Annotated in this window: 28 protein-coding genes; 18 read left to right on the top strand and 10 right to left on the bottom strand. The window is 36.9% G+C overall.

Annotated features, from left to right (window positions below; translation table 11 throughout):
- The first annotated feature begins 25 nt into the window (after positions 1–25).
- From M3189_RS08640 to M3189_RS08620, 5 genes are all read left to right on the top strand, one after another.
- The gene (locus M3189_RS08640) at positions 26–556 is read left to right on the top strand and encodes a GNAT family N-acetyltransferase (protein ID WP_251633447.1); all 531 of its coding nucleotides are present in this window, start codon (positions 26–28) and stop codon (positions 554–556) included.
- Positions 553–1,212 (top strand): DUF429 domain-containing protein, encoded by a 660-nt coding sequence (locus tag M3189_RS08635; RefSeq protein WP_251633446.1) that lies wholly within the window; start codon positions 553–555, stop codon positions 1,210–1,212. Before M3189_RS08640 ends, M3189_RS08635 begins: the two co-directional genes overlap by 4 nt.
- A gap of 40 nt (positions 1,213–1,252) precedes the next feature.
- Positions 1,253–2,506 (top strand): MFS transporter, encoded by a 1,254-nt coding sequence (locus tag M3189_RS08630; protein WP_251633445.1) that lies wholly within the window; start codon positions 1,253–1,255, stop codon positions 2,504–2,506.
- A 199-nt stretch (positions 2,507–2,705) separates the two neighbouring features.
- Complete coding sequence (locus tag M3189_RS08625) at positions 2,706–3,254, top strand: DUF6155 family protein (RefSeq protein WP_251633444.1); 549 nt, start codon at positions 2,706–2,708, stop codon at positions 3,252–3,254.
- Positions 3,255–3,268: 14 nt separating this feature from the next.
- Positions 3,269–3,724, top strand: coding sequence for a hypothetical protein (locus tag M3189_RS08620; RefSeq protein WP_251633443.1), 456 nt, complete (start codon positions 3,269–3,271; stop codon positions 3,722–3,724).
- A 78-nt stretch (positions 3,725–3,802) separates the two neighbouring features.
- Here M3189_RS08620 and M3189_RS08615 read toward each other — a convergent pair whose 3' ends face one another.
- Both M3189_RS08615 and M3189_RS08610 read right to left on the bottom strand, forming a co-directional pair.
- A complete protein-coding gene (locus M3189_RS08615; RefSeq protein ID WP_251633442.1) occupies positions 3,803–6,115 on the bottom strand; it encodes a thiamine pyrophosphate-dependent enzyme in 2,313 nt (770 codons plus the stop codon).
- 18 nt (positions 6,116–6,133) lie between these two features.
- Positions 6,134–7,144, bottom strand: coding sequence for a 2-oxoacid:acceptor oxidoreductase family protein (locus M3189_RS08610; protein ID WP_251633441.1), 1,011 nt, complete (start codon positions 7,142–7,144; stop codon positions 6,134–6,136).
- A gap of 397 nt (positions 7,145–7,541) precedes the next feature.
- Between M3189_RS08610 and M3189_RS08605 the strand changes: the two genes are divergently transcribed.
- Positions 7,542–8,012 (top strand): hypothetical protein, encoded by a 471-nt coding sequence (locus tag M3189_RS08605; protein WP_251633440.1) that lies wholly within the window; start codon positions 7,542–7,544, stop codon positions 8,010–8,012.
- 95 nt (positions 8,013–8,107) lie between these two features.
- Here M3189_RS08605 and yeiL read toward each other — a convergent pair whose 3' ends face one another.
- Positions 8,108–8,770 (bottom strand): transcriptional regulator YeiL, encoded by a 663-nt coding sequence (gene yeiL / locus M3189_RS08600; protein ID WP_251633439.1) that lies wholly within the window; start codon positions 8,768–8,770, stop codon positions 8,108–8,110.
- Between the two features lie 136 nt (positions 8,771–8,906).
- Here yeiL and M3189_RS08595 point away from each other — a divergent pair, with 136 nt between their 5' ends.
- From M3189_RS08595 to M3189_RS08575, 5 genes are all read left to right on the top strand, one after another.
- Positions 8,907–10,058, top strand: a complete 1,152-nt coding sequence (locus M3189_RS08595; RefSeq protein WP_251633583.1) for a 3-phenylpropionate MFS transporter — start codon at positions 8,907–8,909, stop codon at positions 10,056–10,058.
- Positions 10,059–10,291: 233 nt separating this feature from the next.
- Entirely contained in the window at positions 10,292–10,993 is a 702-nt protein-coding gene (locus M3189_RS08590; protein WP_251633438.1) for a YjjG family noncanonical pyrimidine nucleotidase, read from the top strand.
- A 19-nt stretch (positions 10,994–11,012) separates the two neighbouring features.
- The gene (locus M3189_RS08585) at positions 11,013–11,537 is read left to right on the top strand and encodes a GNAT family N-acetyltransferase (RefSeq protein WP_251633437.1); all 525 of its coding nucleotides are present in this window, start codon (positions 11,013–11,015) and stop codon (positions 11,535–11,537) included.
- 278 nt (positions 11,538–11,815) lie between these two features.
- Positions 11,816–12,556: a TerC family protein gene (locus M3189_RS08580; protein ID WP_251633436.1), complete on the top strand. Its 741-nt coding sequence runs from the start codon at positions 11,816–11,818 to the stop codon at positions 12,554–12,556.
- Between the two features lie 169 nt (positions 12,557–12,725).
- Positions 12,726–13,577 (top strand): hypothetical protein, encoded by an 852-nt coding sequence (locus tag M3189_RS08575; protein ID WP_251633582.1) that lies wholly within the window; start codon positions 12,726–12,728, stop codon positions 13,575–13,577.
- 37 nt (positions 13,578–13,614) lie between these two features.
- Here the strand turns inward: M3189_RS08575 and M3189_RS08570 are convergent, their stop codons facing one another.
- Complete coding sequence (locus tag M3189_RS08570; RefSeq protein WP_251633435.1) at positions 13,615–14,316, bottom strand: Na-translocating system protein MpsC family protein; 702 nt, start codon at positions 14,314–14,316, stop codon at positions 13,615–13,617.
- Positions 14,317–14,459: 143 nt separating this feature from the next.
- Here M3189_RS08570 and sda point away from each other — a divergent pair, with 143 nt between their 5' ends.
- The 3 genes from sda to M3189_RS08555 all read left to right on the top strand — a co-directional run bounded on the left by sda (position 14,460) and on the right by M3189_RS08555 (position 15,890).
- Positions 14,460–14,606: a sporulation histidine kinase inhibitor Sda gene (gene sda, locus M3189_RS08565; protein ID WP_251633434.1), complete on the top strand. Its 147-nt coding sequence runs from the start codon at positions 14,460–14,462 to the stop codon at positions 14,604–14,606.
- Positions 14,607–14,890: 284 nt separating this feature from the next.
- Positions 14,891–15,379, top strand: coding sequence for a GNAT family N-acetyltransferase (locus M3189_RS08560; RefSeq protein WP_251633433.1), 489 nt, complete (start codon positions 14,891–14,893; stop codon positions 15,377–15,379).
- 88 nt (positions 15,380–15,467) lie between these two features.
- Positions 15,468–15,890: a DUF1801 domain-containing protein gene (locus tag M3189_RS08555; RefSeq protein ID WP_251633581.1), complete on the top strand. Its 423-nt coding sequence runs from the start codon at positions 15,468–15,470 to the stop codon at positions 15,888–15,890.
- An 82-nt stretch (positions 15,891–15,972) separates the two neighbouring features.
- Here M3189_RS08555 and M3189_RS08550 read toward each other — a convergent pair whose 3' ends face one another.
- A complete protein-coding gene (locus M3189_RS08550; RefSeq protein ID WP_251633432.1) occupies positions 15,973–16,809 on the bottom strand; it encodes an RMD1 family protein in 837 nt (278 codons plus the stop codon).
- Between the two features lie 209 nt (positions 16,810–17,018).
- Here M3189_RS08550 and M3189_RS26905 point away from each other — a divergent pair, with 209 nt between their 5' ends.
- A complete protein-coding gene (locus M3189_RS26905) occupies positions 17,019–17,153 on the top strand; it encodes a hypothetical protein (RefSeq protein ID WP_285889482.1) in 135 nt (44 codons plus the stop codon).
- 38 nt (positions 17,154–17,191) lie between these two features.
- Here the strand turns inward: M3189_RS26905 and M3189_RS08545 are convergent, their stop codons facing one another.
- A complete protein-coding gene (locus tag M3189_RS08545; protein WP_251633431.1) occupies positions 17,192–17,902 on the bottom strand; it encodes a cell wall hydrolase in 711 nt (236 codons plus the stop codon).
- A gap of 349 nt (positions 17,903–18,251) precedes the next feature.
- Here M3189_RS08545 and M3189_RS08540 point away from each other — a divergent pair, with 349 nt between their 5' ends.
- A complete protein-coding gene (locus M3189_RS08540; protein ID WP_251633430.1) occupies positions 18,252–19,460 on the top strand; it encodes an MFS transporter in 1,209 nt (402 codons plus the stop codon).
- A 3-nt stretch (positions 19,461–19,463) separates the two neighbouring features.
- On the opposite strand, the gene M3189_RS08535 is transcribed toward M3189_RS08540, so the two are convergent.
- From M3189_RS08535 to M3189_RS08525, 3 genes are all read right to left on the bottom strand, one after another.
- Positions 19,464–19,934, bottom strand: coding sequence for a divergent PAP2 family protein (locus M3189_RS08535; RefSeq protein WP_251633429.1), 471 nt, complete (start codon positions 19,932–19,934; stop codon positions 19,464–19,466).
- 198 nt (positions 19,935–20,132) lie between these two features.
- Entirely contained in the window at positions 20,133–20,390 is a 258-nt protein-coding gene (locus M3189_RS08530; RefSeq protein WP_251633428.1) for an HPr family phosphocarrier protein, read from the bottom strand.
- Between the two features lie 136 nt (positions 20,391–20,526).
- Positions 20,527–20,769: a glutaredoxin family protein gene (locus M3189_RS08525; protein ID WP_251633427.1), complete on the bottom strand. Its 243-nt coding sequence runs from the start codon at positions 20,767–20,769 to the stop codon at positions 20,527–20,529.
- Positions 20,770–20,946: 177 nt separating this feature from the next.
- Here M3189_RS08525 and M3189_RS08520 point away from each other — a divergent pair, with 177 nt between their 5' ends.
- Together M3189_RS08520 and M3189_RS08515 are read left to right on the top strand one after the other, a co-directional pair.
- Positions 20,947–21,669: a TerC family protein gene (locus M3189_RS08520; RefSeq protein WP_251633426.1), complete on the top strand. Its 723-nt coding sequence runs from the start codon at positions 20,947–20,949 to the stop codon at positions 21,667–21,669.
- A 115-nt stretch (positions 21,670–21,784) separates the two neighbouring features.
- Complete coding sequence (locus tag M3189_RS08515; RefSeq protein ID WP_251633425.1) at positions 21,785–22,666, top strand: proline iminopeptidase-family hydrolase; 882 nt, start codon at positions 21,785–21,787, stop codon at positions 22,664–22,666.
- Positions 22,667–22,728: 62 nt separating this feature from the next.
- Here M3189_RS08515 and M3189_RS08510 read toward each other — a convergent pair whose 3' ends face one another.
- On the bottom strand, positions 22,729–23,169 hold the full coding sequence (locus M3189_RS08510) for a hypothetical protein (protein WP_251633424.1): 441 nt from the start codon (positions 23,167–23,169) through the stop codon (positions 22,729–22,731).
- Positions 23,170–23,408 lie beyond the last annotated feature (239 nt).

The raw sequence follows: 23,408 nt of genomic DNA, 5'->3' as shown, positions 1-23,408 counted from the left end.
AATTTTTCAGATAGAGGTGTTTAATATGCTTAAAATTGAAGAACTTGAAACCATTGAGACCCACATAGATTCACTCTCTGAACTTTTGGTACCGGTGGTGGATGATGGAGCTTCTATAGGCTTTTTGCCTCCTATGAATCTATCAGATGCGAGACATTATTGGCAAACTGTTTTAACTCCAAATGTCATTTTATTTGTTGCTAAATTAAATAATGAGATTGTTGGAACCATCCAACTTCATTTATGTACCAAGCAGAATGGTCTTCATCGAGCTGAAATAGCCAAATTAATGACAAGTCCCAATGCTAGACGTAAGGGTGTTGCCCGGAGCTTAATGAAAGTGGCCGAAGAAAGAGCAATCAATGAAGGAAGGACCTTACTAGTCCTTGATACAAGGGAAGGAGACCCCTCCAATCTCCTTTATCAATCACTTGGGTATATTCAGGCTGGAAAAATCCCTAACTTTGCCCTTTCTGGTGAGAGAGTATTAAATACTACCGTAATATATTATAAAATAGTAGACTCTATTGATTCGCCAAAGAGCGATTTACAATGATTGTAATAGGAATTGATTTAGCAGGACCTAGTAATCATAAAGACACAGTTATGGCGATTTTTGAACTACAAGAAGGTTATTTAACATTTCTCAAACTTAGGAGAAATATTGGAGACCTTGATATTTTGGAGGAAATCCAAGATCAAAGTCATAAGGATGAAGTGGTTATTGGTCTGGATGCTCCTTTGTCCTACGAGGATGGCGGGGGAGACAGGATTGGTGATAAACAGTTGAGACAGTATATTGTTTCGCTTGGGATGAAGTCTGGTTCTATCATGCCACCTACATTTAATCGCATGGTCTATTTAACATTAAGAGGTATCAAACTTACGAGAGAAATAGAAAATCTCAAGAGTAATAATCCCATATCGATAGTGGAAGTGCATCCTGGTGCCGTTATTGGCTCAAGAATTTCTCAAAAAGACTTAGAATATGTATTAAGCTATAAACAAGAAATGTCTTCTAGAAGTTTTCTGAAAAATTGGCTTGGGCAGCAGCTTTTAACAAAGCTCCCTTCCTATATTGATGAAGAAAGTCATATGATTGATGCATGTGCAGCAGCACTAGGGGCTTGGCATTGGAAGGATCCATCGCTTAAACCGAACTGGCTGATTCCTGCAAATTTACCGTTACATCCGTATGATTATTGTTGTTAATGGACGAAGCGGGTAATATACAGGTGAAAGGATTTAAACTATGCCAACATTGCAACAAACACAACCGGTGAAAAAATATATACCACTTTCATTTTTAGTTATTTTCTTAGGATACCTGGTTTTTGGATTATCTGAGAATATAAAGGGACCTGCCATTCCTCAAATGCAAATAGATTATCGGATTGATGAACTGCAGGTTGGATTTCTGCTAGCTATCAATTCCATTGGATTTTTAATCGCATGCAGCTTTACGGGGGCTTTTTCGTCAAAGGTGGGTATTAAACGTACGAGTCTAATAGCCTTTGGAACGATGGCAATTTCAGGTGTTTTGATTTATTTTTCTAGTAATTTTGCTTTTTTTTCCGTTTCATATTTCATTATGTATTTAGGAAACGGTATGTTAGAAATTGCGTTGGCCATTTTAGCTGCAAGGATTTTCACAAAAAATACTGGCTTTATGATGAACTTATCTCATTTCTTTTATGGGCTAAGTTCAACGGCTGCTCCTTTGATGGCTGCGGGCTTAATGGGTGTGTCGTTTTTCGGAGGTCGAGAGCTAGGCTGGCAAGGAATGTATCTATTCATGCTTTCCTTATGTATTATCCCCATGATTCCAGCATTTTTTAGTACACTTCCAGTAGATCAAACAACAACTCACGAGCGCATGCCAATTAGGAATTTCTTAAAGGATCGTGTGGCCTGGTTCATTATTATCATTCTTTCATTTGGGGTAATCGTGGAACTTTCGATTGCCGGATGGCTTGTTAACTTTCTAGAGAGATCTTTTCATTGGAGTGGAACGGCAGCGTCTGGTATGTTATCCATCTTTTTCCTCTGTTTTATGATTGGAAGGTTACTTCTGGGATTCATCACCGATAAAATAGGATTCATGATTTCAATTATTGTTTTTTCCGGTCTTGCTGGAATTACAACTATTTTAGCTACATTATTGGGACCATCAGGTGTCTGGTTATATGCTGCAGCAGGCTTCGGGATTGCACCAGTTTACCCGACCGTTATGGCGCTGCTCGCAAAAAGGTATTCTAATGGAATTGACGCTGCGATTACCGTCACCGTAACGATTATGGGTATAGTAGTTGTCATCAGTAATTTGTTCTTAGGTGCAGTGATAGAATTCTTCAAAAGATGGTTTACAAGTCTACTAGGAGCTGAAATGGGCTTATTGAGAGGATTTCAAGCAGGATTTATCTTCATTGGCGCCTGTGGATTACTATGCTCAGTTTTTAGTATTATTTTGTATAGGTATTTAAAAAAGAGAAATGAAGTGATGTAAACGAGGTGACCAATTGGTTGCCTCGTTTAGTTGAAGGGGAGAAATATTTTAATCGTGAAATATTTAGGAAACGATTAATCCTGAACTGTTCAAAGTTGTTCATATTCCCATCAAAACCCCTTTATAGATTTTTGTATAATTTAATTGTACCTATATTTTCAATGATTAATTCTAAAAATAAATAAGGTTGGGGACTATTGTGAAGATTAAAGTGAATGAGCTAAAAAAACAATTAAAACAGTATGATCAAAAAGAATTGGTTGAGTTAATAGTAGAAATATTTAAGAACAATAAGGATGTTCAAAACTTCCTGTCTAGTAAATTCCTAGGTGATGAAGCAATTGATGTGCTGTTCATTCAGGCTCGAAAAAAAGTAGAGAATGAATTTTTTCCAGATAGGGGAGACGGAAAACTACGATTAGCGGAGGCAAAAAAGGAAATTACTGCTTTTAAGAAAGCAACGGATGATCATATACGAACTGTTGACCTTATGCTTTTTTATGTGGAGCAGGGGGTTGAATTTACTTGTGCGTTCGGGGATATTTCTGAAAGTTTTTACACTAGTATGATAAAAATGTTTGAACAGGTTGCTGAAGAATGTAACCAGGATGAAGAATTATATAAAGCATTTTCTGCTAGATTAGATAACGTTGTGACTGTAGCACCTGAGGGCTGGGGATTTCAGGAAGCTTTATTGGATACCTATTATACGATTGAATGGGTTATTGATGAAGAGGATGATGAATAAATTTTTGTAAAAGAGTGGGAGAAAGAATGGCAAAAGGCAAGAAAAATCCGAACAATACGCCTAGAAGGAAACGATATAATCGGAACGCTAGGCTTCAAAATGCACACAAATGGGCCGAGCAGTATGATGGGAAAAATATTGCAAAAGGTTATAGTAATTGGTTTGGTGTAGACCTATTATGTGCGATTACTGAACTGGAAATGCTGGGATATAAATTTAAACAGTCATATAAAAAGCAGGTAGAGCAATCATTAATGGCTAGGAAAAAACAAAAAGAAAATAGAAAGCGAAAAGCAATGGTAGAGAATTATGAAGATGGTACCTTTTATTTTATCGCAGGTTATACCTCAAATGGCGTTCCTTTTGGAATCACAAGAGACGAAATGGACGAAGATGAAGATTTATCAAGGCAATCGAGAAGTCAAGAAAGTATGCCATTCTTTATCGATGATGAAGATTTACCGTTTTAGTTTTTGTTTATTTTACAAGTAACCCAGCCACGAAATTACAAAAGTCCCAAGTGATTTAGCATCACCTGGGACTTTCTTTTATAGATAAGGACTCTCATGCTTTGCCTTAAGCATATTCCAACGGCGATCTACTTCTTTATCAAACATCTCCAGCATGTCTTTGCTATTTTCATTGAGTAAGTGTTTCGTTTTACCCATCAGCTTCAGCCATTCCGAAACAGCTAAGCGCTTATTTTTATCCTCAGGGTTGTAAGTAACATTCGTAATACCATGCTCCACTTCATAAAGAGGGAAGAAGCAGGAGTTGACGGCAGCTTCAACAATCGTTTGACCTAATTCATCCTTTGATTTCCAGTTCAATGGACAGGTGATTAATATTTTTCCATAAACCAAGCCTTCATTGTTTGCATACCACTGAGCTTTCGCGGCTTTCTTTAAAAGGTCGCGGTCAAAGGCTTCTGTCCCCGTAAATACGTATGGAATGTGTGTAGCTGCCATAATTTGAGCAGTGTCCTTATGATGGAAAGGCTTTCCATTTTGGAAACCGCCAATATTGGATGTACTCGTCATATGCCCCATAGGAGTAGAGTAGGAGAGCTGACTGCCTGTATTCATGTACCCTTCATTATCATACTCCAGAATAATCATTTTATGGTTACGTAATGCCGTACCAATCGCTGGCCCCATCCCGATATCCATTCCACCGTCACCGGTAACCATCACAAATGTGAAGTCATCACTTAGACCTAGTTCTGCCAACTCACCGCGTCTTTTTCTTTCATGGAACATTTCCACTAGACCGGAAAGGGTAGCAGAGCCATTTTGGAAAAGGTTATGGATGTAGGTGGCTTTATGAGAGCTATAAGGAAAGCCTGTTGTTACGACCATCGCACAACCTGTATGGAATAGTGCGACAATATCTCCTTCAATTCCTTTAAAGAACAATTCCAATCCAGAGAAGATGCCGCAGCCTGGGCAAGCGCCGTGACCAGACGCAAGACGTTTTGGTTTCTTCGTTAGACTCCGCATTGGCGGAATTTTCACTTTCAATTGTCCTGTTTTTTCATCTGGTGTCACCGTAATTAAACCCGTGTTCAAATCTTCTTTTTTCATTGGATTTAGAACACGTTTTGGAGCAAATTTTGGGTCCCCTGGATTATGCCCAAAGTAGTCAAAGTGTTTTTCTACAAAGCCTTTCTCAGCAGCTTCAAGTGCCAATTGGAAAAAGTGCTCAGCATCATCAGCATAAAAGTCTTTTCCACCTAAACCGTATATGCGGTTAATTACTTTTGTATGAGCATTCCCAACGGTTTGTAATGCTGCTCGTAATTCGAGCGCCATGTTGCCGCCATGTGCTCCGTAAGAGTCTGCACGGTCACCAACGGTAACAGCCTTAATATTTTTCAAGGCATCCGCTAATTGTTTTTGAGGGAAGGGACGAATCATATTGGGAGAAATCACCCCAGCTTTTATCCCCCGTGAGCGAAGTCGATCGACCACGTCTTTACAAACCTCAGCTGCGGAATTCAGCATAAATACTGCTACTTCGGCATCCTCCATACGATATAAGTCAAGGATTGGATATTCCCGGCCAGTAACTTTCGCATATTCTTTCGAAATTCGCTCGAATACCGCTTCAGCATTATACATGGCTTCAGATTGTTGATAGCAGTTATTAATATAGTCCGGTTCATTCATATATGGCCCAATGGTAACCGGATTCTCACGGTCTAGGGCATGGGGGAAGTTAGTCGGCGTTTCCCCGATAAATTTCTGAACATCACTTCTATTTTTTATTACCTGTACCCGACGTTTTTGGTGGGAGGTGAAATATCCATCAAATGAAACGATAACAGGTAGTCTAACTGCAGGATCTTCTGCTAGTTTAATTGCAATAATGTTCATATCATAGACGATTTGTGGATCACGGGCCATCAAGATTGGCCAGCCGGTATTCAAACCAAAATATAAATCAGAGTGATCTCCATGGATATTTAATGGCCCGGAAACAGAGCGGTTCACTAAATTTAAAACCATTGGAAACCGGGTTCCGGATTGAACAGGGAGCTGCTCTAACATATAAAGAAATCCATTCGCACTTGTAGCGTTAAAAACTCGTCCTCCTCCAGTGGAGGCACCGTAACATATACCTGCGGAACCATGTTCACCATCAGCAGGAATTAAAACAATATCATGTTCACCTCTAGATTTCATCCCATCGAGGAATTGTGCTACCTCTGTAGAAGGGGAGATAGGGAAGTATCCCATGACATGGTAATTAATCTGATGTGCTGCATAGGCAGCCATTTCATTGCCAGATTCAAATACAAAACTTTGCTCAACTGTTTCTTTTTCAGTTGTGAGCTTTTCCTGATTTATTTCAATGGACATAAGATCCCGTCCTTTCCTTTAGTTTTGAGTGACTAAATCAAATAAGTGCGGTACACGGTTATTGTCCGCATAGCCGTCGTTATATTCTCTTTCACCCGAAAGCGCTTCCACAGGACAAGCCGTTACACATTTTAAACAGCCTTTGCAGTATTGATAGTCAATCCCTTTGAGGAACATTTGTGGTCGACCTTTTTTGTCTGCCTTTTCTTCCCAAACAAAGCAAAAGTCCGGACAGGCTGTATCACAAGCTGCACAATTAATGCATTTATCCTCGTGGAAATGGGGGAGCATTCCGGCACGTGAAATACTTAAATCCTTTAACATACTATTACCTGGATTTAGAATCATACCGCCCATGGCCTGAGTTTCATAACCAAGAACGGGTATAGGTCTTGAAAAAGGGATGGGATCTACTCCATTATCGGGAAGGTAGGTTTTAAATTCTACTTCATTAAATCCACGGTCAAACGTCCGAATATTTGGCTCAACCAGGTGTGGATATTTTTTTTCAAATGTACGCCGGATCGTTTGTTTCATCGATTCGGGGTCTAGAAAGTCCAAAATCCGATAAAGTGCACCAAGCATTGCAGTGTTGGCTTTTGTTTGTTCATCTAAAGCGATTCCAGTTGCATCAATAATGGCAATGGTCCCGCCTGTAATTTTCATGAGTTTCTTTAGTTCGTCAGGAGATTTTTGTGAGTTTACTAGGATGGTACTGTCTGGATAGATTCCGCTTGTACAATCGATGGTCTTGAACAGGGCATCATGGAAAATGCCGACAACATGGGGGCGTTCTATTGGTGTGGTGTCTCGAATGTTTGTTTCAGGTGCGCAGAAACGTATGTGTGCCTTAACTGGGGAGCCTTTTTTCTCTGAACCGTATGATGAGAAACCGACTCCATTTAGCCCGTTTCCAACAACTCCATCCTCGGAAAGCATTTTCCCTGCCAGATTCGCTCCCAAACCGCCAATCGACTCAAGACGAATTTCAAAAAAACCTAAATCATTTGTTTTTGGCAATTTTGTCAAAAGTATTCCCCCAATCTATGAAGCGTAGTTTAAAATAGAATATTGTAAATATTCTATAAATTAATTTTAATTGTAACAGGACAGAAAAGTAATTACAACAGATTTTTGAAATGAAGGGTATTACGCCCTAGTGATGTTGGCGTTGCTGTTTGAATACAATAATTTAGTTGATTACGTGATATAGTACAGTTAGACATTTGTTATATAACAAATAGATTAGTAGGCGTATTTTAAAGATGAGAATAATGGGGGAGTTGTTTCTAGGTCACTTGAGACCAGTTCACACATATACTGGTAAAAGGGAAATGGGAATTAAAAAAGGAGTAATGATTTCTCCAAACCTGTTGTGATTTCACTGTATTTGGTAAGAACCTAATCCGAACAGGAGGGGATGTTTGTGAAATTTACCATTCAGTATATACCCCTGAGTAAAATTAAACCAGATGTATCACTAAAAATTACTGAACACGTAAAGAAACTTCAAAGATTAATGTGGGACTGTATGTTTGTATTGGTTGTCAGAAAAAACCGGAAAGATAACAACTATACAATCATAAGCGGGCAAGAGCGTTATGAATCGCTTCGAAAACACACAAAAAGTATTTATGCACCTTGTATCGTCGACAAAAGTACACCTTCTGGAACGTTATCCTGGTTTCATCGATTCCGAAGAAAACAACCGCTGGATGATTTTCCTTTAATGCCCTCAAGCTGGTCCATCTTTCGTTCTTTTTTAAAACAAGAGCCTCGCTTTAAACAATTGTCGCGATCTCAACAAATTAGAGTTCTTCTTTTAGCTGCTCACTATAAAAAAACAGTTATCTATTCAATGAAAATGACTGTAGATGATATTTTGAGAGACCATTAGAAAAATTGAAGGGGTTTGGATATTTTCCCCAACCCTTTTTCTTCGTTACATAAGTTCATTCTTTATCAGACTAGAGATCGACATCTAAATGGAGGTTAAACTTCTTTTGCTAATTGCTGCAGCCTATTTTTGTCCCGAATCTTGTAGGACCGTGATTGTTTTTCAATGATCCCTTCATCGCATAATTGAGCTAATACATGAAGAAGGTGGCGGTAGGAGACACCAAGATATTCACAAACTTCCGTATGTTTTTCCTTGTATAAATCATGGTCCGCCGACAAAAGGATAAAGGAAGCAAGCCGATTAATCAGCGGGAATGCTTGGTTTTCTGCATATCTAGAGGTAATCGTCGTCTGTTTTTTACTTAAAAATATGCATAAATATTTTAAAAAAGTGGCGTCCTTTAATAGTTTATCTTTAGTGGTATGTATGGGAATAGCAAGACAAATTACCTTTGTGGCCGTTTGAATTCCTCTGGAATAGCGTTCCTCATTTAATAATTCAATTTCCCCCATAAAGGTAGGAGCGTGTAAGAAATTGAGAAGAGACACTTTCCCATTTTTTTGAGTAACGTATAATTTTGCCTTGCCTTCAACGAGATAGAACATATAGTCAGGATAGGAGCCTTCCTTAAAGATAAATTCACCTCGTTCAAATTGTACAACTTGGATATATGGAGTAATTGGAAACGAAAAGAGTGATTCAATAGGATATTTTTCAATATAGACACTTCGCATTGGTTCGATTAAAAACTGCATGTATTCCTCCGGCAAAAATATGAGATATCTCATATAATTGTATTTGTTTACGTGCTATGATGCAATGTATACGGAGGGGTCGAACTTGAATAAACAACAAACACTTAAACATGCAAGTAATCCAAATAAGTTAGAATTGAGTAATCAACGCTGGATGTCATTGAATTTCTTTGTATTTTTCTTAACTTGGGGAATATTTTTGCCTTATTGGACGGGATGGCTCGTGCAGGCAAAAGGACTCAGTGTATCAGAAGCGAGTATCATCATGGGGTTTGGTTTAGTAGCACGAGGGGCATCATCGCTTTTTGCATTTCCAGTAGCAGCTAAGTTTATGAGCAGTCAAACCGTTATTTTTGTATTGACAGCAGGCTCACTTTTAGCTGCAATCCTTTATATCCCATCTTCTTCCTTTGTTACACTTTTTGTTGTAACTTTGGTTTTTAGTACCGTCTTTCCGCCGCTGCTGCCTGCTCTTGATACAGCAGCAGGAAACTTGGTTCAAGAAGGGGACGTTAATTACGGAAAAAGTCGATCCTGGGGTTCTATTGGGTTTATTGTTTCGGTACTCATCATTAGCATGGTAACAGGTTTTTTCGGAGACCAAGCTATCTTAAGCAGTATGGTAATAGGTCTTTGTTTAATGTTAATGATGCGTTTACTTCCAACACCTTCCATATTAGAAATGAAGCCGACACAGAAGGATCGAAAGGAATCACTTACTTTTAAAAGTTTATGGCAGATAAAAAGTTTCCCAATCGTCATGCTTATAGTCATTTTACTGCAAGGGGCACATGCTTCCTATTATAATTATGGCTATATTTATTTGCAGGATTTAGGTGTGAATCACTTTTATATAGGAATCATTATCAATATTGCCGTGATTTTCGAGATTATTTACTTTTTGAAGGCCGATCACATGTTTACCAAATGGAAGCCTTCATCCTTATTCATTCTAGCTGCTTTAGGATCCACTTTACGCTGGTTACTTGTATTTTTGTTCCCAAATGTGTGGGTTTTTATGATTTCCCAAAGCTTGCATGCTTTATCATTTGGTGTAGCGCATTATGCTTTTATGATTTATATCACGAAAAATTTGCCAAAACAGCAAATTCCAAATGCACAAGGAATATATTCTGCACTTGCATTGAGTTTCAGTACGGCTGTGTTAACACTTATTGGAGGGTTCTTATATGAAATATCTCCAAATCTCTCATTCTTATCCATGATCATCTGCACGGTTCCTGCGATATTGATTTTGTTAACGACAAGAAAGAAGTATCAATATTAACAAAAACCATCCCATTGCTGCAAATAAAGAGGTCCGTTTTCTGGTGCTTACTTATTAGAAGACACAAGAAAAGACGTATGAATTGGCATACGTCTTTTTCTTTTTACCCCAGAGATTGAAATTTTTAAGGTTATAGTAATTTACATCTATTCCTTGCACCTCAATATAAGATACTATTACAATAATGTATTATGAGTAGACATCGATAGAGAAACAGAAATGGAGAGGTAACTATGAAAAAATATAAAACTTTATTTTTTGATGTAGATGATACTTTACTAGATTTCGGTGCTGCTGAAAAATCAGCATTACAGCTCCTATTCGAAGAGCAGAATATTACGCTTACATCTGAAATCGAAAAGCAATATAAAAAAATCAATCAATCTCTCTGGAGGAGGTTTGAAGCAGGAGAATTGGACCGGGATGAGGTTGTCAACACACGCTTTTCTCTCTTATTTAACGAATATGGAAAAGATATGGACGGAGAATTACTAGAAAAGAAATACCGGAGATACCTTGAACAAGGCCATCAACTGGTAGATGGAGCTTTTAATCTGATTTCTGAACTTGTTCATGATTGTGACTTGTATGTTGTCACGAACGGTGTGTCAAAGACCCAGGATAAACGATTACGGGATTCAGGTTTATTTCCATTTTTTAAAGGAATATTTGTATCGGAAGACACAGGTTATCAGAAACCAATGATAGAATATTTTGATTATGTCTTTTCAAGAATTCCTAATTTTAGAGTTGATGAGGCACTGATTATCGGTGATTCATTAAGTGCAGACATTAAAGGGGGTAAGTTGGCTGGTTTGGATACTTGCTGGTTTAATCCAAATTCAAAAGCAAATCATACAAATATTACCCCAACCTTTCAAATTCACAAACTTAAAGAGTTAAAACAAGTAATAGTTGTCAAAACATTAATATGATAGGAATGGAGTGGAGATCATGGAATTAACATATGAAATCATAACGGATGATGAGATTGAACACTGTCGAGACTTATGCAATGAACTGATGGCATTCCAAAAGTCAAAAGCTTATATAAATCCTGAAATGTTTGATCAGATGAATTTTGATACTCGGATGGTTCCTTCCGTAAAAAATGCGCTACATAATTACACGGTAATTGTAAAAGATGGAGAGAAAATTGTAGCCTATGTCTATTCTAATATTTCTCCAAAGGAAGTTTATGCAAATGATTTTGCCACTTTTTTTGATTTATCATCAATTCGTAAAAAAAATGTAGGTTGCCTATCGCAATTTTATATAAAAGATGAATATAGACAGTATGGGATTGGTTCTAAACTATTTAATATGTCAATGGCCTGGCTGAAGCAATTTGATGATATCGAGGATTATTTTATCTTTGTCTCAAATGGCAATGATAACGCCCTAGAATTTTATAAACATAAAGGATTCTCGGTAAGTCATACAATTTTGGATGGATTTATTACTGTTTTACGAAAATAACGGGTACCATTCATCCCTAACTTGCTTAGTGTTCAAATCTTTTACTACTCTTCAAGTCTTAGATAAACTTCCCTCTTATGCGAGAGTAATGTCAGTTATGTAAGAGTAAATCCACTCATCCGAGAGTGATTCAGCTTTATCCATAAAACTTCCACCATACGTATAGAATATATATTTGCAATGGAAATTTTTATCAAAAAAATGGGCAAAATAGTACTAATAAAGTATATACATAATTTATACTATTATTACGTTGCAATCTTACATAGGGGGATACGATGGAATTTTCTTTGTTAGTAGAATATGGATGGGTATTACTTATTTTGATTTTGTTAGAAGGCTTATTATCTGCAGATAATGCGTTGGTATTAGCAATTATGGCGAAGCATTTGCCAGAGGATCAGCAAAAAAAGGCGATAAATATTGGGTTGTTAATGGCTTTTGTATTTAGGATTGGTGCTATCTTTATTATTTCATTTTTGTTTCATGTTTGGTGGATTCAAGCGATTGGGGCAGCGTATTTAATTTTCATCTCATTAAAACATTTACTTAAAAGGAACCATGGCGGTAAAGAGAAAGCAGGAAGAAGCTATCGAGCTACTGTAGCTCAAATCGCATTAGCTGATATTGCCTTTGCTGTCGATTCAATTTTAGCAGCTGTCGCTCTTGTTATTTCATTACCAGGTACACCAATGGGCGAAATCGGCGGGATGGATGGTGCGCAATTTATTGTCATTTTAATCGGTGCAATTGCTGGATTAATCGTCATTCGGTTTGCAGCAGGATTCTTTGTTAAAGTCCTGACACAACGACCTAGCCTTGAAACAGCAGCGATGTTACTTGTTGGCTGGGTCGGGGTTAAGCTTCTGATGCATACTCTTGCGCATCCGGCATTACACATTATTCCTCATGATTTTGTAGAAGGACCGATTTGGAATACTATCTTTTGGTCAGTTATGCTTCTTATTGCTTTAGGCGGTTGGTTCTTATCTGGTAAAAAGACAGAACAGTCGACTTAAGGAACATCATCATTGAGAAATGGCTTGGAACCCAATCAAGCCATTTTTTTATTGGAATCCTTTTTTAGTGAACATAAGTCAAAACAACCAAAACAGCTTTTTTGAATGGTTAACTGGCTATTGGCGTTTTTTTATTAGTTGATTAATACAATAAAGGAGGGTTTTCATGATAAACTCAAAATTAATTTTAGTAGAAGGATTGCCAGGTTCGGGGAAATCCACGACAGCAACAATTATGAACGATATGTTAAAAGAGCAACATGTTGATATTAAGCTGTTTCTTGAGGGGAATGTCGAACATCCAGCAGATTATGAAGGAGGCTCCTACTTCTCAAAAACTGAATTTGACCAGCTATTGGAACAGTATAAAGAAGTACAGTCTATTTTAGTAAAACATGCCATTGAACGCTGTGATGGAATTGTATTGCCACAATATAAGCTAAAAGAAGAACTTGATGATTCAATGGTTTCTGATTCTTTTTGGGATGTTATTTGGAATCACGATATCTATGAACTGCCTTTAGAAAAAAACATTGAACTAATAACGGATAAATGGAAAAGGTTTGTGGAACAGGCGATGACAGGAAATCAAACGTTTCTATTTGAATGCTGCTTTATCCAAAACCCTGTAACCATTGGAATGATTAAATATGGTTCCTCTCAGGAAGTTGTCATGACTTATGTAAAGCAATTAGCTGAAATTATTGAGCCTTTAAACCCCGTTCTAATTTATGTAGACCAACAAGATTTGTCGCATTCCTTTAAAAAGGCTGTACAAGAACGTTCAAAAGAATGGTCTGCTGGTTTTATGGATTACTATAATAACCAAGGCTATGGAAAAATTCATGACGCTCAAGGGATTGAAGGAACAATAGCTGTTTTAGAGGCAAGAAAACAAGTAGAGTCCTCGATTTTTGATGCATTAGCTATAAAAAAGTTTAAAATTGATAATACTCAGTTTGACATGAATTCTCATAAAAATAGGATCATGGAAGTATTCATGAATACTGTAAAAATGTAATCTTATGAATCAGAGTACACATAGCCTCTGATTTTTTTTATTTTGTTGGATTGGTGACCAAAACGATCACACTCTTATCTAAATCAAAGTCCCAGTCTACAAAAATATCGATGACTTTGGTATTCAAGATCCCTTCAAAATGGTTATTGTTATGAAGCAATCCTTTTTCAAGTGTTCGTTTCGCCAGCTTTAGTTGTTCCTGCATTCCTTGTCTGATTAATTGCTTTTCAATTCTAACTAATATTCCATTACGTATGACTAGGATGGAACGGTGATTCAATTGGCAGGCGTATATCTCATCAGGCTTCTTTTCAGATTCAGAGCTTAAATTAATAAGCTCATTAATGAGTTCTGCTTTCCCTGTAAAATCTTCTTTAATGGGATAGTCGATACACGTTGAATCTGTGCAGATTCCTGTAAACATTGCTGATTTATTATGTAGACCCCAGTCATAATAGAATTCTCTTATTTCCATACCGGTAACAATCTTGGTATAAGCTTTTATCTCCGGAATTAGTATCTGTATCACTAAATCCCTAGTCTGTTGAACACTTTCATCCTGTTTTTGATTCATAAGGACCTTTTCTGTTGGAGAGAGGAAATTTCGAATATAGAAAACAATAAAGGTTTTACCTAATGAAACATGCACTGTTTCTGGCCCTTTCCCAAAATTTTCTCGGAGAATTTTACTAATGTAGCTGCTTAACTCGGTTGTTTGTTTAACTAGTTCTGTTCCCATTTCCAAATCTCCTTTAAAACTAGGTCTTTATATGTTAGGTTACCCTATTTGTTGGAAATAATTAGCATGGTTTGTTCCTTCAATTAAAAATATAATGTTAGTAGGTGAAGGGATAGAAAGCCATTCGCTTTGAGGAGTAGGTTATGTTTTCAAGTATGAGCAATAACGTTTTAATAAACACATATTTTAGTGCAGTAAAGCTTAAGTTAGATGAAGATTTTATTATTTTGTTAGAAGAAGAAATAAGTCGTAGAGGAATACAATTAGATAAGGTTGAAAGAATGGTATAACCATAGCTTTTTACTAAAAATTATTATCCTCTATTAAAGGTTGTAATGTCATAAGAACAGCGAATGGCTCTTTGCTCTTCACTCATTTTAAAAGAATAGGTACCTACTGAATTTTTTGACTACTTTTACTATTTTTAAAGTTAGGATGAACCTAACTTTTTTCTTTTTGTTTAGCACTACGTTTTTTTCTTACAATATTACTCAATATTCTTGTATACTTTTATATATTACGAATGAATTGATAGGTAGACTAGAAAAAACTATGAATATATGGAGAGTATGCAATGTTAAAGATTCGAAATGTAACACTGAATGATTTGCCTGACCTGGTTATTATTGAACAAATTTGCTTTCCAATAGAAGAAGCTGCAACGGAAGAGGCTTTTAAACAGCGAATACAAAAAATCTCAGATAGTTTTTTTGTGGCAGAAGAATGCGGGGTGATCATAGGCTTTGTTAATGGCCCAGTGATTGTTACAGAATATATAACAGATGATTTGTTTGCTGTAATTAAAGAAAATCCAGAAACTGGCGGGCATCAAACTGTATTAGGTGTAGCGGTGACACCCCATTTCCAAACAAGAGGTGTGGCAACGGCATTACTAACACATCTTGAAAATGAAGCTCAATCAAAAAAGCGTGAAAGTATTACCTTAACTTGTAAAGAAGAATTAATCCCATTTTACGAAAATTTAGGATATACAAATAGAGGTGTATCAAAATCTGAGCACGGCGGGGTAACATGGTACAATATGATTAAAAAATTGCAATAAGGCTCATATTTATTATGAACATATTACATATGACGATTTTCTGAAAACATAGTTGTAATTGGAATATTTTTGTAAAGGAATGAAACGTATGTACGAATTAAAAACAAAAGAAACGGACAATAGTGTCATTGAATTTATCGAACAAATAGATAACCCTAAAAAACGCGAGGATGCTTACAGATTATTGGATATTTTCACAGAGACCACTGGATTTGAAGCAAAAATGTGGGGGCCAAGTATTATTGGCTTTGGATCCTATCATTACAAATATGCATCTGGTCATGAAGGTGATGCGCCACTTGCTGGCTTTTCCCCGAGGAAAGCCAAAATTAGTTTATATTTTGATCAAGGTGAACCGAAGAGGGAAGAATTATTAAAACAGTTTGGAAAACATACTTCGGGGAAATCGTGTGTGTACGTTAATAAGCTTGCAGATATAGATGAAGAAGTTTTAAAATCGTTAATTAAAGAATCTGTATTTTTCACACAAAAAATGTATCCTGCAAAATAACCTATTGAGTTCCTTATTTGCAATCCGATTGATTGCAGAATAAGGGACTCTTTTTCACTTCCTATAATGAGATATTATTGGTTCATGGAAGTAAGCCGGCTATTCCTAATAGTGATAGAACAATTTCAAATAGGATGAGAATGACAATGATCCATTCAACGAATAGACCGCGAATCGAGTGACTGATGGTCGAAAATCCATCCATAATGTTGTAAAGTATTTCGGTTTTGCTTTTCAAAATTTTATAACGATCATTTAACTCGAAAAACTCGAGCATCCTATCATAAAATTCACCCGCTGTACTGCTTGTCCAAGTGATATCAGGCTTATCAAGAATCATGATATATGCAAGGGTATTATACTCGTGACGGATAATTTTTGCCGTTGTCCTTGCTAATTCTTTGTTCCCAATTCGCAGCTTTCCTTTCTCTAGACGGTCAATCATAGTTTCGAGTTTATCATTAATATGGCCCAGCTGTTCCTCTGTTTTCTCTAATGCCACTGACTTCGCTAAAACAGTTGAAATCAACTCTGGGTAGTAACTTTCATACTCAGGAACGACCACATACTCGTCCGTTAACTCAATGCTTTCGGTTTCCTTGATGTGCAAGTTATAGTCATCACTATATCTGTCTGCACTTTTGACATCAATGTCCGGCTCAAAGGAGTGGAGGTAGTTCAAAAAGGCGGTTATCTCAATTGGAGTAGAGTGATTGATGAAGACAATACTGCCAAAGGAAAAAACAAGTACCATTTGAGTTTCATCTACATCTTTGTAGAGGATGGATTTTAATATTTCACCTCTTAGTATTAATGGCTCCTCCCAGGTGAATTTCTTTGGTATCCCACAATGAACAGCGATTTTGTTTAAATCTATCTCATGTGTAATCGCAAAGGCTTTAAAGGTTAAATCTCTCATATTCACCACTCATTTCTTTTTATTTAGTATATGAACCAAAACACAAAATTAATGAATGAAAAGCAAAAAGTATAGAGAATTAGTTAAAAGGTCACGAGAAAACTTTGCCTACTGTTTCTATTTAGAATATTAGGTTAACATCCTGAATTTAATTCATTGTAATACTTTCTCTTTAAATTCAAATAATAAAAAATAAAGGAGAGATGATGATGGATGAAATGAAGGACTATGTCGCTGCAGACTTGTCATCAAATTTAGTGAGTGAAATCAAATCACTTGAAGAAAAACTAAGCCAGCAAGCGAATAAAGATGTTGTGGTTATTGCCTACGAAAAAGACAAATAGAAAGCAAAAAAAAGAGCCGTTTTTGACGGCTCTTTCGTCTATTTTGCAAAAACATGATTTCCAACTGTCTTTACAACCTCACGGGTAGTGATCCATGTATCGGTTGCGATATCTGGATTATAAAAATAAATACAATCATTTAATCGATCCTGTCGAGTTAAGGCTTCTTCAACTGCTCGAATTGAATCATCTGATGCAGAATCATTAATTTTACCATTTTGAACAGGTGAAAAGGCATAAGCATCACCGACTACTTCATTAATGACTCCTGATATTGTATCTGGAAATTCAGGTGAATCCACTCGGTTTAATACAACAGTTGCAACGGCTACTTTTCCTTCATAAGATTCTCCTTTTGCTTCAGCCTCTACTAATCTAGCAAATAGGTCTTTTTCGTCATTTGAGATAGAAACCGCTGGTGTAGTTGGTTCAGGTGGAACTACCACTTCAGGTTCTTTGGTTTGTGGCTCTGTAATAACAGGTTCATCCACCTTTGTTTCTTGAGATTGTTTTTCAAAAAGATCTGGTTTATATGGAATGAATTCCTTTTCGTCATCGAATTCATTATTTTCTTGTTTCATTTCATACATGATTGGACCATATGCATAGGCTTGTCCAATTTCAGCCAGGCTGTCTACATTTACAACTTCATATTCTGTAATCGCTTCAACTGTAGAATTGTGTATTCCGATAAATGCAAATGTAGCTACACAAGCTACTGCAACCTTTTTAAAATAAGTGTTTTTCATGTGTGCTACCTCCTGTTGTTTTGTATGATATAACACTAACATGGATAGACACACGTTATACAGAACGATAAGGTTACATTTCTTTATAGTTTGATGAACAAGATTACAGCCGAAGTGACATTATGACATTCTGCCTATTATTCTGTCATATTCGAACCAATTTTACGGTATAGAGGAAGATTTTGGGGTGACCAAGTGACCAAGGTGACGGTTCTCCCGGGCTTTTGGCACCGAGAGAACCTGCCCCTTGGTTTTTTTCTATAATCTAATATTTCGGAAATGAAAATAAATAGGGGTTATGGTACGATATACCATATAAAATTAAATAGAATATTGGAGATGGATTTGCATGCTAATTTGGAAGCGTAATTTGTGGGTGCTATGGATTGGAGTATTTTTCACTTCAGCAAGCTTCTCCATGGTCATCCCGTTTTTGCCTATTTTCCTGCTTCAAATTGGCGTACATGAACACACTGAAGTATGGTCAGGTTTGTTGTTTAGTGCTGCATTTTTTGCCGGAGCAATTGCTTCCCCGTTCTGGGGGAGAGTGGCCGATAAATATGGTAGAAAGCCATTGCTGATTCGAGCAGGATTAGCTCTATTTGTTGTCTATACTCTAACTGCTTTTGTTACAAATCCATATCAGCTGCTAGGGTTACGAATTATGCAAGGATTGCTAAGTGGCTTCATACCTGGAGCTATTGCTCTGATAGGAACCAATACACCAAGCAACAAAGTCGGATATGCACTATCTATGATATCGTCTGCCTCAGCATCTGGAGGAATTGTTGGTCCATTATTAGGAGGGGGAATTGCTTCTTTAGTAGGTAACCGAGTAGCTTTTGGCAGTGCTGGAATGTTCGCACTCATTTCTACGCTGCTTGTAATCTTTTGGGTGACGGAAGATAATTTTACTCCTAGTAAAGAGAAAGGCTCAATTAGGAATGATTTTAAAGTGGCAGCCTCCAACCGTTCATTGATGCTGGTACTTGCTTTAACTGCCATTACATCTGGTTCAATTATGACGATTGAACCTGTTCTACCATTATATATTGTAGATCTTGGCAGTTCCTCTCGGCATGCATCGTTACTTGCAGGAATTGTGTTCTCGCTACCCGGTATTGCTAGTGTCATTTTTGCTCCGATGTGGGGAAAATGGGCGGACAAGGTCGGTTTCCAAAAAGTCTTATTTATTGGATTGATGGGTGGGGGAATCGGAACCATTGCTCAAATTATCTTCAGCAATATTTGGGGATTTTCCATTACCCGCTTTATCTTTGGTATCTTTTTCTGTGCTGTATTCCCAGCACTAAATGGTCTGGTAGTAAGGTCAACACCAAAAGACTTCCGTGGTCGGGCATTTGGTTTACACCAAACCTCAAATCAGATAGGCGGTATGATTGGTCCAATAATTGGAGGAATCCTTGGTGGTTTTTTTCCTGTTCAAACGGTATTCGTTGTAACAGGTTTCTTACTACTCGCCGCAACAGGTTTAGCATATTGGAAGTCTAATGAATTAAATCGCGAGCAGAAAACAAAATTCGCACCCGAAAAATAAAAGTTAAAAAGGATATAAATAGTATGTAACAAAGCCAACAATAATGCCCGTTATCGCCCCAAAAAAGACCTCTGTTGGTTGATGGCCAAGTAATTCTTTTAATTTCTCTCTAGACTCTGGTTTCTTTAAATTGGGGTCTTTTAGCGTTTCAATCAAACTGTTAAAGTCGGCTAAAAGGGTGTTAAGTATTTCCGCGTGATATCCAGCATGCCTTCGGACACCCATTGCATCGTGCATAACAATTGCGGAAACTACAACGCAAATTGCGAACTCATTTGATTTAAATCCTGACATCAGCCCAATAACTGTTGTCAGAGAAACAATCATTGCGGTATGTGAGCTGGGCATTCCACCAGTACTAAACATTAAGTTCCATCTTAATTCCTTTGAGGCTATAAAGTGAATCGGAATTTTTACGAATTGGGCAATCAACATCCCTGAAAATGCAGCCAAGATAGGACAAGATAATAACATAGTAACCTCCTAGATGAATTATGTATGTTATTTATTATAGAATCAAATTTATCTTTATTAACCGTATATTATGAAGAAAATGAAAATTAATTGTAAAATATGTATTTTAGACTATAAAATAAAGAAGTAAGAGGGACGACATGGTCGCTCTTACTTTCTACTTAAAATGCATTATATAAACATTCCTGGAAGGATTTATTAATCTAAAGTTTCAATTGTTTGTATTACCTGTTTTATTGCTTCTCGATCATCGGAGCCAGAAGCTTCTAAACTAATCTCAGCGTTCTTGGGGATGGCTAAAGATAAAACCCCCATTATTGATTTACAGTTAACTTTATGACCATTGTAGGTAAGGTAAATATCAGACTCAAATTGCGATGATATCTGGACTAACTGGTTTATTGCTCGACTGTCTAAACCTGACTTCCTATTTAGTTGAATTGTCTTTAAGACCATTGAGGAAACACTCCTTATCATTCTGGTTAATTCACACTCTTTTATGTATGAGCAATAAAAAGGAAATATGCAAACAGGGACGGCTCTCTTGGCCAAAAAGGCCAGGAGAACCGTCATCTTGGTCCCCACTTGGTACTTATAATCCTAGTATTTCACTTAACTTCTCTTGGTCAAAACCCAAAACCACCTGTGATCCATTTTCATCCTCAATGAGAGTAGCAGGTGTCGCAGATGCACCTAATTCAACAATTTCATCAAGGTACGTAGGATTTTCTCTGATATTTCTTTCCTCAAATTCTATCCCATTATCCTTTAACCATAATTTCTCGGCAGTACAAGGACTGCAGCTTTCCTGTGTGTAAATCACTACTTTACGCATTTACATTCCTCCTAGAGTCATCATACTACCATCTTAAACCTTTCAGTAAAAAATGTCTCATTCCATGTTTACATCATGTAGTGTTCATATAATCAATTGACTAACATACATATACAGTAAGAAGACAAGCAGTTGTATATATTGTAAAAACAATGAAAAGGAGATAGGAACAAGGGGATGGAGTTCTTACAAGAAATAATAGCGACTTATGGTTCATTTTTATCTTTAGACGCCTTGGGAGATGTATTAACAGATCCTGCGAGCTGGGGAATCATTGGTACCTTGGTTATTCTAGAAGGGTTATTATCGGCTGATAATGCATTAGTACTTGCAGTTTTGGTTAAACACTTGCCAGAAGATCAACGAAAGAAAGCACTATTTTACGGAATTGTTGGTGCTTATCTGTTTCGGGTTATTGCGATTGGAATAGGTGTTACGTTAATTAATATTGGTTGGATCAAGATTGTAGGCGGTCACTATCTCCTTTGGCTGGTCCTCCAACACTTTGTGAACAAAAGAGATGGAGAGGAAGAGATTCAAACCAAACGAGTGGGCTTTTGGAGCACCGTCTTAACCGTAGAGCTTATGGATATCGCATTTAGTATCGATAGTGTAATTGCTGCGTTTGGTGTATCGAATCAAGTTTGGGTACTGTTTCTTGGCGGAATTCTAGGAATCTTAATGATGCGTGGTGTAGCACAATTATTCCTAGCACTGATTGAAAGAATACCTGAATTTGAAACCACTGCATTTATTTTAATCGGTATTATTGGATTGAGAATGATTTCAGCAGCATTTGGTTTCCAAATGCACGAAGTTGTCTTCTTTAGTATATTAATCGGTATCTTTTTAGGGACATTCCTTGTACATTTTTTAAAAGGAAAACTGACAACAAAGTAGAAATTTTAGAGACCAGCTTCCTGGTCTCATTTTTACTTGTTTTAAAATTTTTCAATTTTTTTAAAATAAGTTAAAATATAATTGTCGTCATTTCATTGTCCTAGGGGGAAAGATCATGCATGAAGAGGGATTCATAGAGGTTACAGGTGGAAGAGTATGGTATCAAAAGTTTAATAATAATTCCGAAGGGACTCCTGTCATCATTTTGCACGGAGGTCCAGGATCATCAAGCTACTCATTAGAAGGTTTACAGGCGCTCCAAAAAGATAGACCTGTTATTTTATACGATCAATTAGGCTGTGGACGATCAGAGCGTCCAACTGACACGTCTCTTTGGCAGCTTGATCGCTTTGTGGAAGAATTAGCACAGGTAAGAGAAGCCTTACATTTAGATGAAGTGCATATTTTAGGTCATTCGTGGGGGACAACCCTTGCAGCAGAATATTGTTTAACAAAAAAACCAAGCGGTGTGAAAAGTGTTATTTTTTCAAGTCCATGTCTGAGTGCACCACGTTGGGAACAGGACCAGATTGAAAATCTAAAAAAACTTCCTTTAGATATTCAAGAAACGATTAATCAATGTGAAGAAAATGGAACAACAGATTCCGAGGAATATAAAACTGCCATTCAGGAATTTGCCAAAGAATTTATTTGTCGAGTACAGGAAGAACCAGACCCTGAATGGGTTAAGAAGGGATCTGGCTATCGCAATCCAGTTATCTATAATATTATGTGGGGTCCATCTGAATTCAGTGTTAAAGGTAATTTGAAGTCTTTTGATTGTACCTCCCGATTGAAGGAAATCAGCTATCCCACCTTGTTTACATGTGGTCGATATGATGAAGCTACACCGGAATCAACGGAATACTTTAGCAGCCTGGTGCAAAATGGTAAATTCCATGTTTATGAGAACAGTGCCCATATGCCTTATTTTGAAGAACCAGATGAGTTTTTACAGGTTGTAGGAAGTTTCTTAAAAACAATCGATTTTGATTAAACTCTTAAAAAATCCACCAAAAATGGTGGATTTTCTAAGTTCTATGTTTAATTTACTTACTATTACTCGTTCTTTCCATCCCTATCTATAGCTTCGAATTCTTCTGTAACTTGTACATCCTGATCTATAGCTTCGACTTCTTGTTTACCTGCATCGACATCCTGTTCTATAGCTTCGACATCATCATTTTGAAATGAAACGGCTGATTGTTGTGACGGAATCTGAAATACTTCTACCTCTTGAATAACAGATGGATCAAAATACACAAATCCAATTTGCTGGATATTATCAATTTTTTGTTTTTTAAACTTCGTGTCCTCAACATGGTTGTCTAAAGATTCAGCTTTGCTGGACTTCTTTTTTTTAAACGACTTGTCCTTATAACGGATGTCTGAAGTTTCATCCTTTTTATATTTCTTTTTATCGGACTGCTTGTCCTCAACATGGTTGTCTGATGATTTATCCTTGTGGTGCTTCTTTTTATGCTTTCCTTTAGATGGCATTCTGTAACACTCCTTATTGATTTTATTTTAATCCTATAGTGGAAAGAGATTTGAGTTGTTTTCACATTTCACACCCTTAAAATGGTAATTTCCATTAACAGCATATGCATTTGGTTACAAAGATTCCTGCACTATTCGTCCAAAAATGAACAAGTGAAAGGATAAAAGTGGAAAATATTAAAGGGTTTCGGAACTTATATGTTACAATAAATGACAAGACCATTAAGGATATAGTTTTA

It is taken from the genome of Neobacillus niacini, assembly GCF_023715415.1.
Taxonomy (GTDB): Bacteria; Bacillota; Bacilli; order Bacillales; family Cytobacillaceae; genus Neobacillus; species Neobacillus niacini_C.
This window is presented reverse-complemented; position numbering and strand designations above follow the sequence as displayed.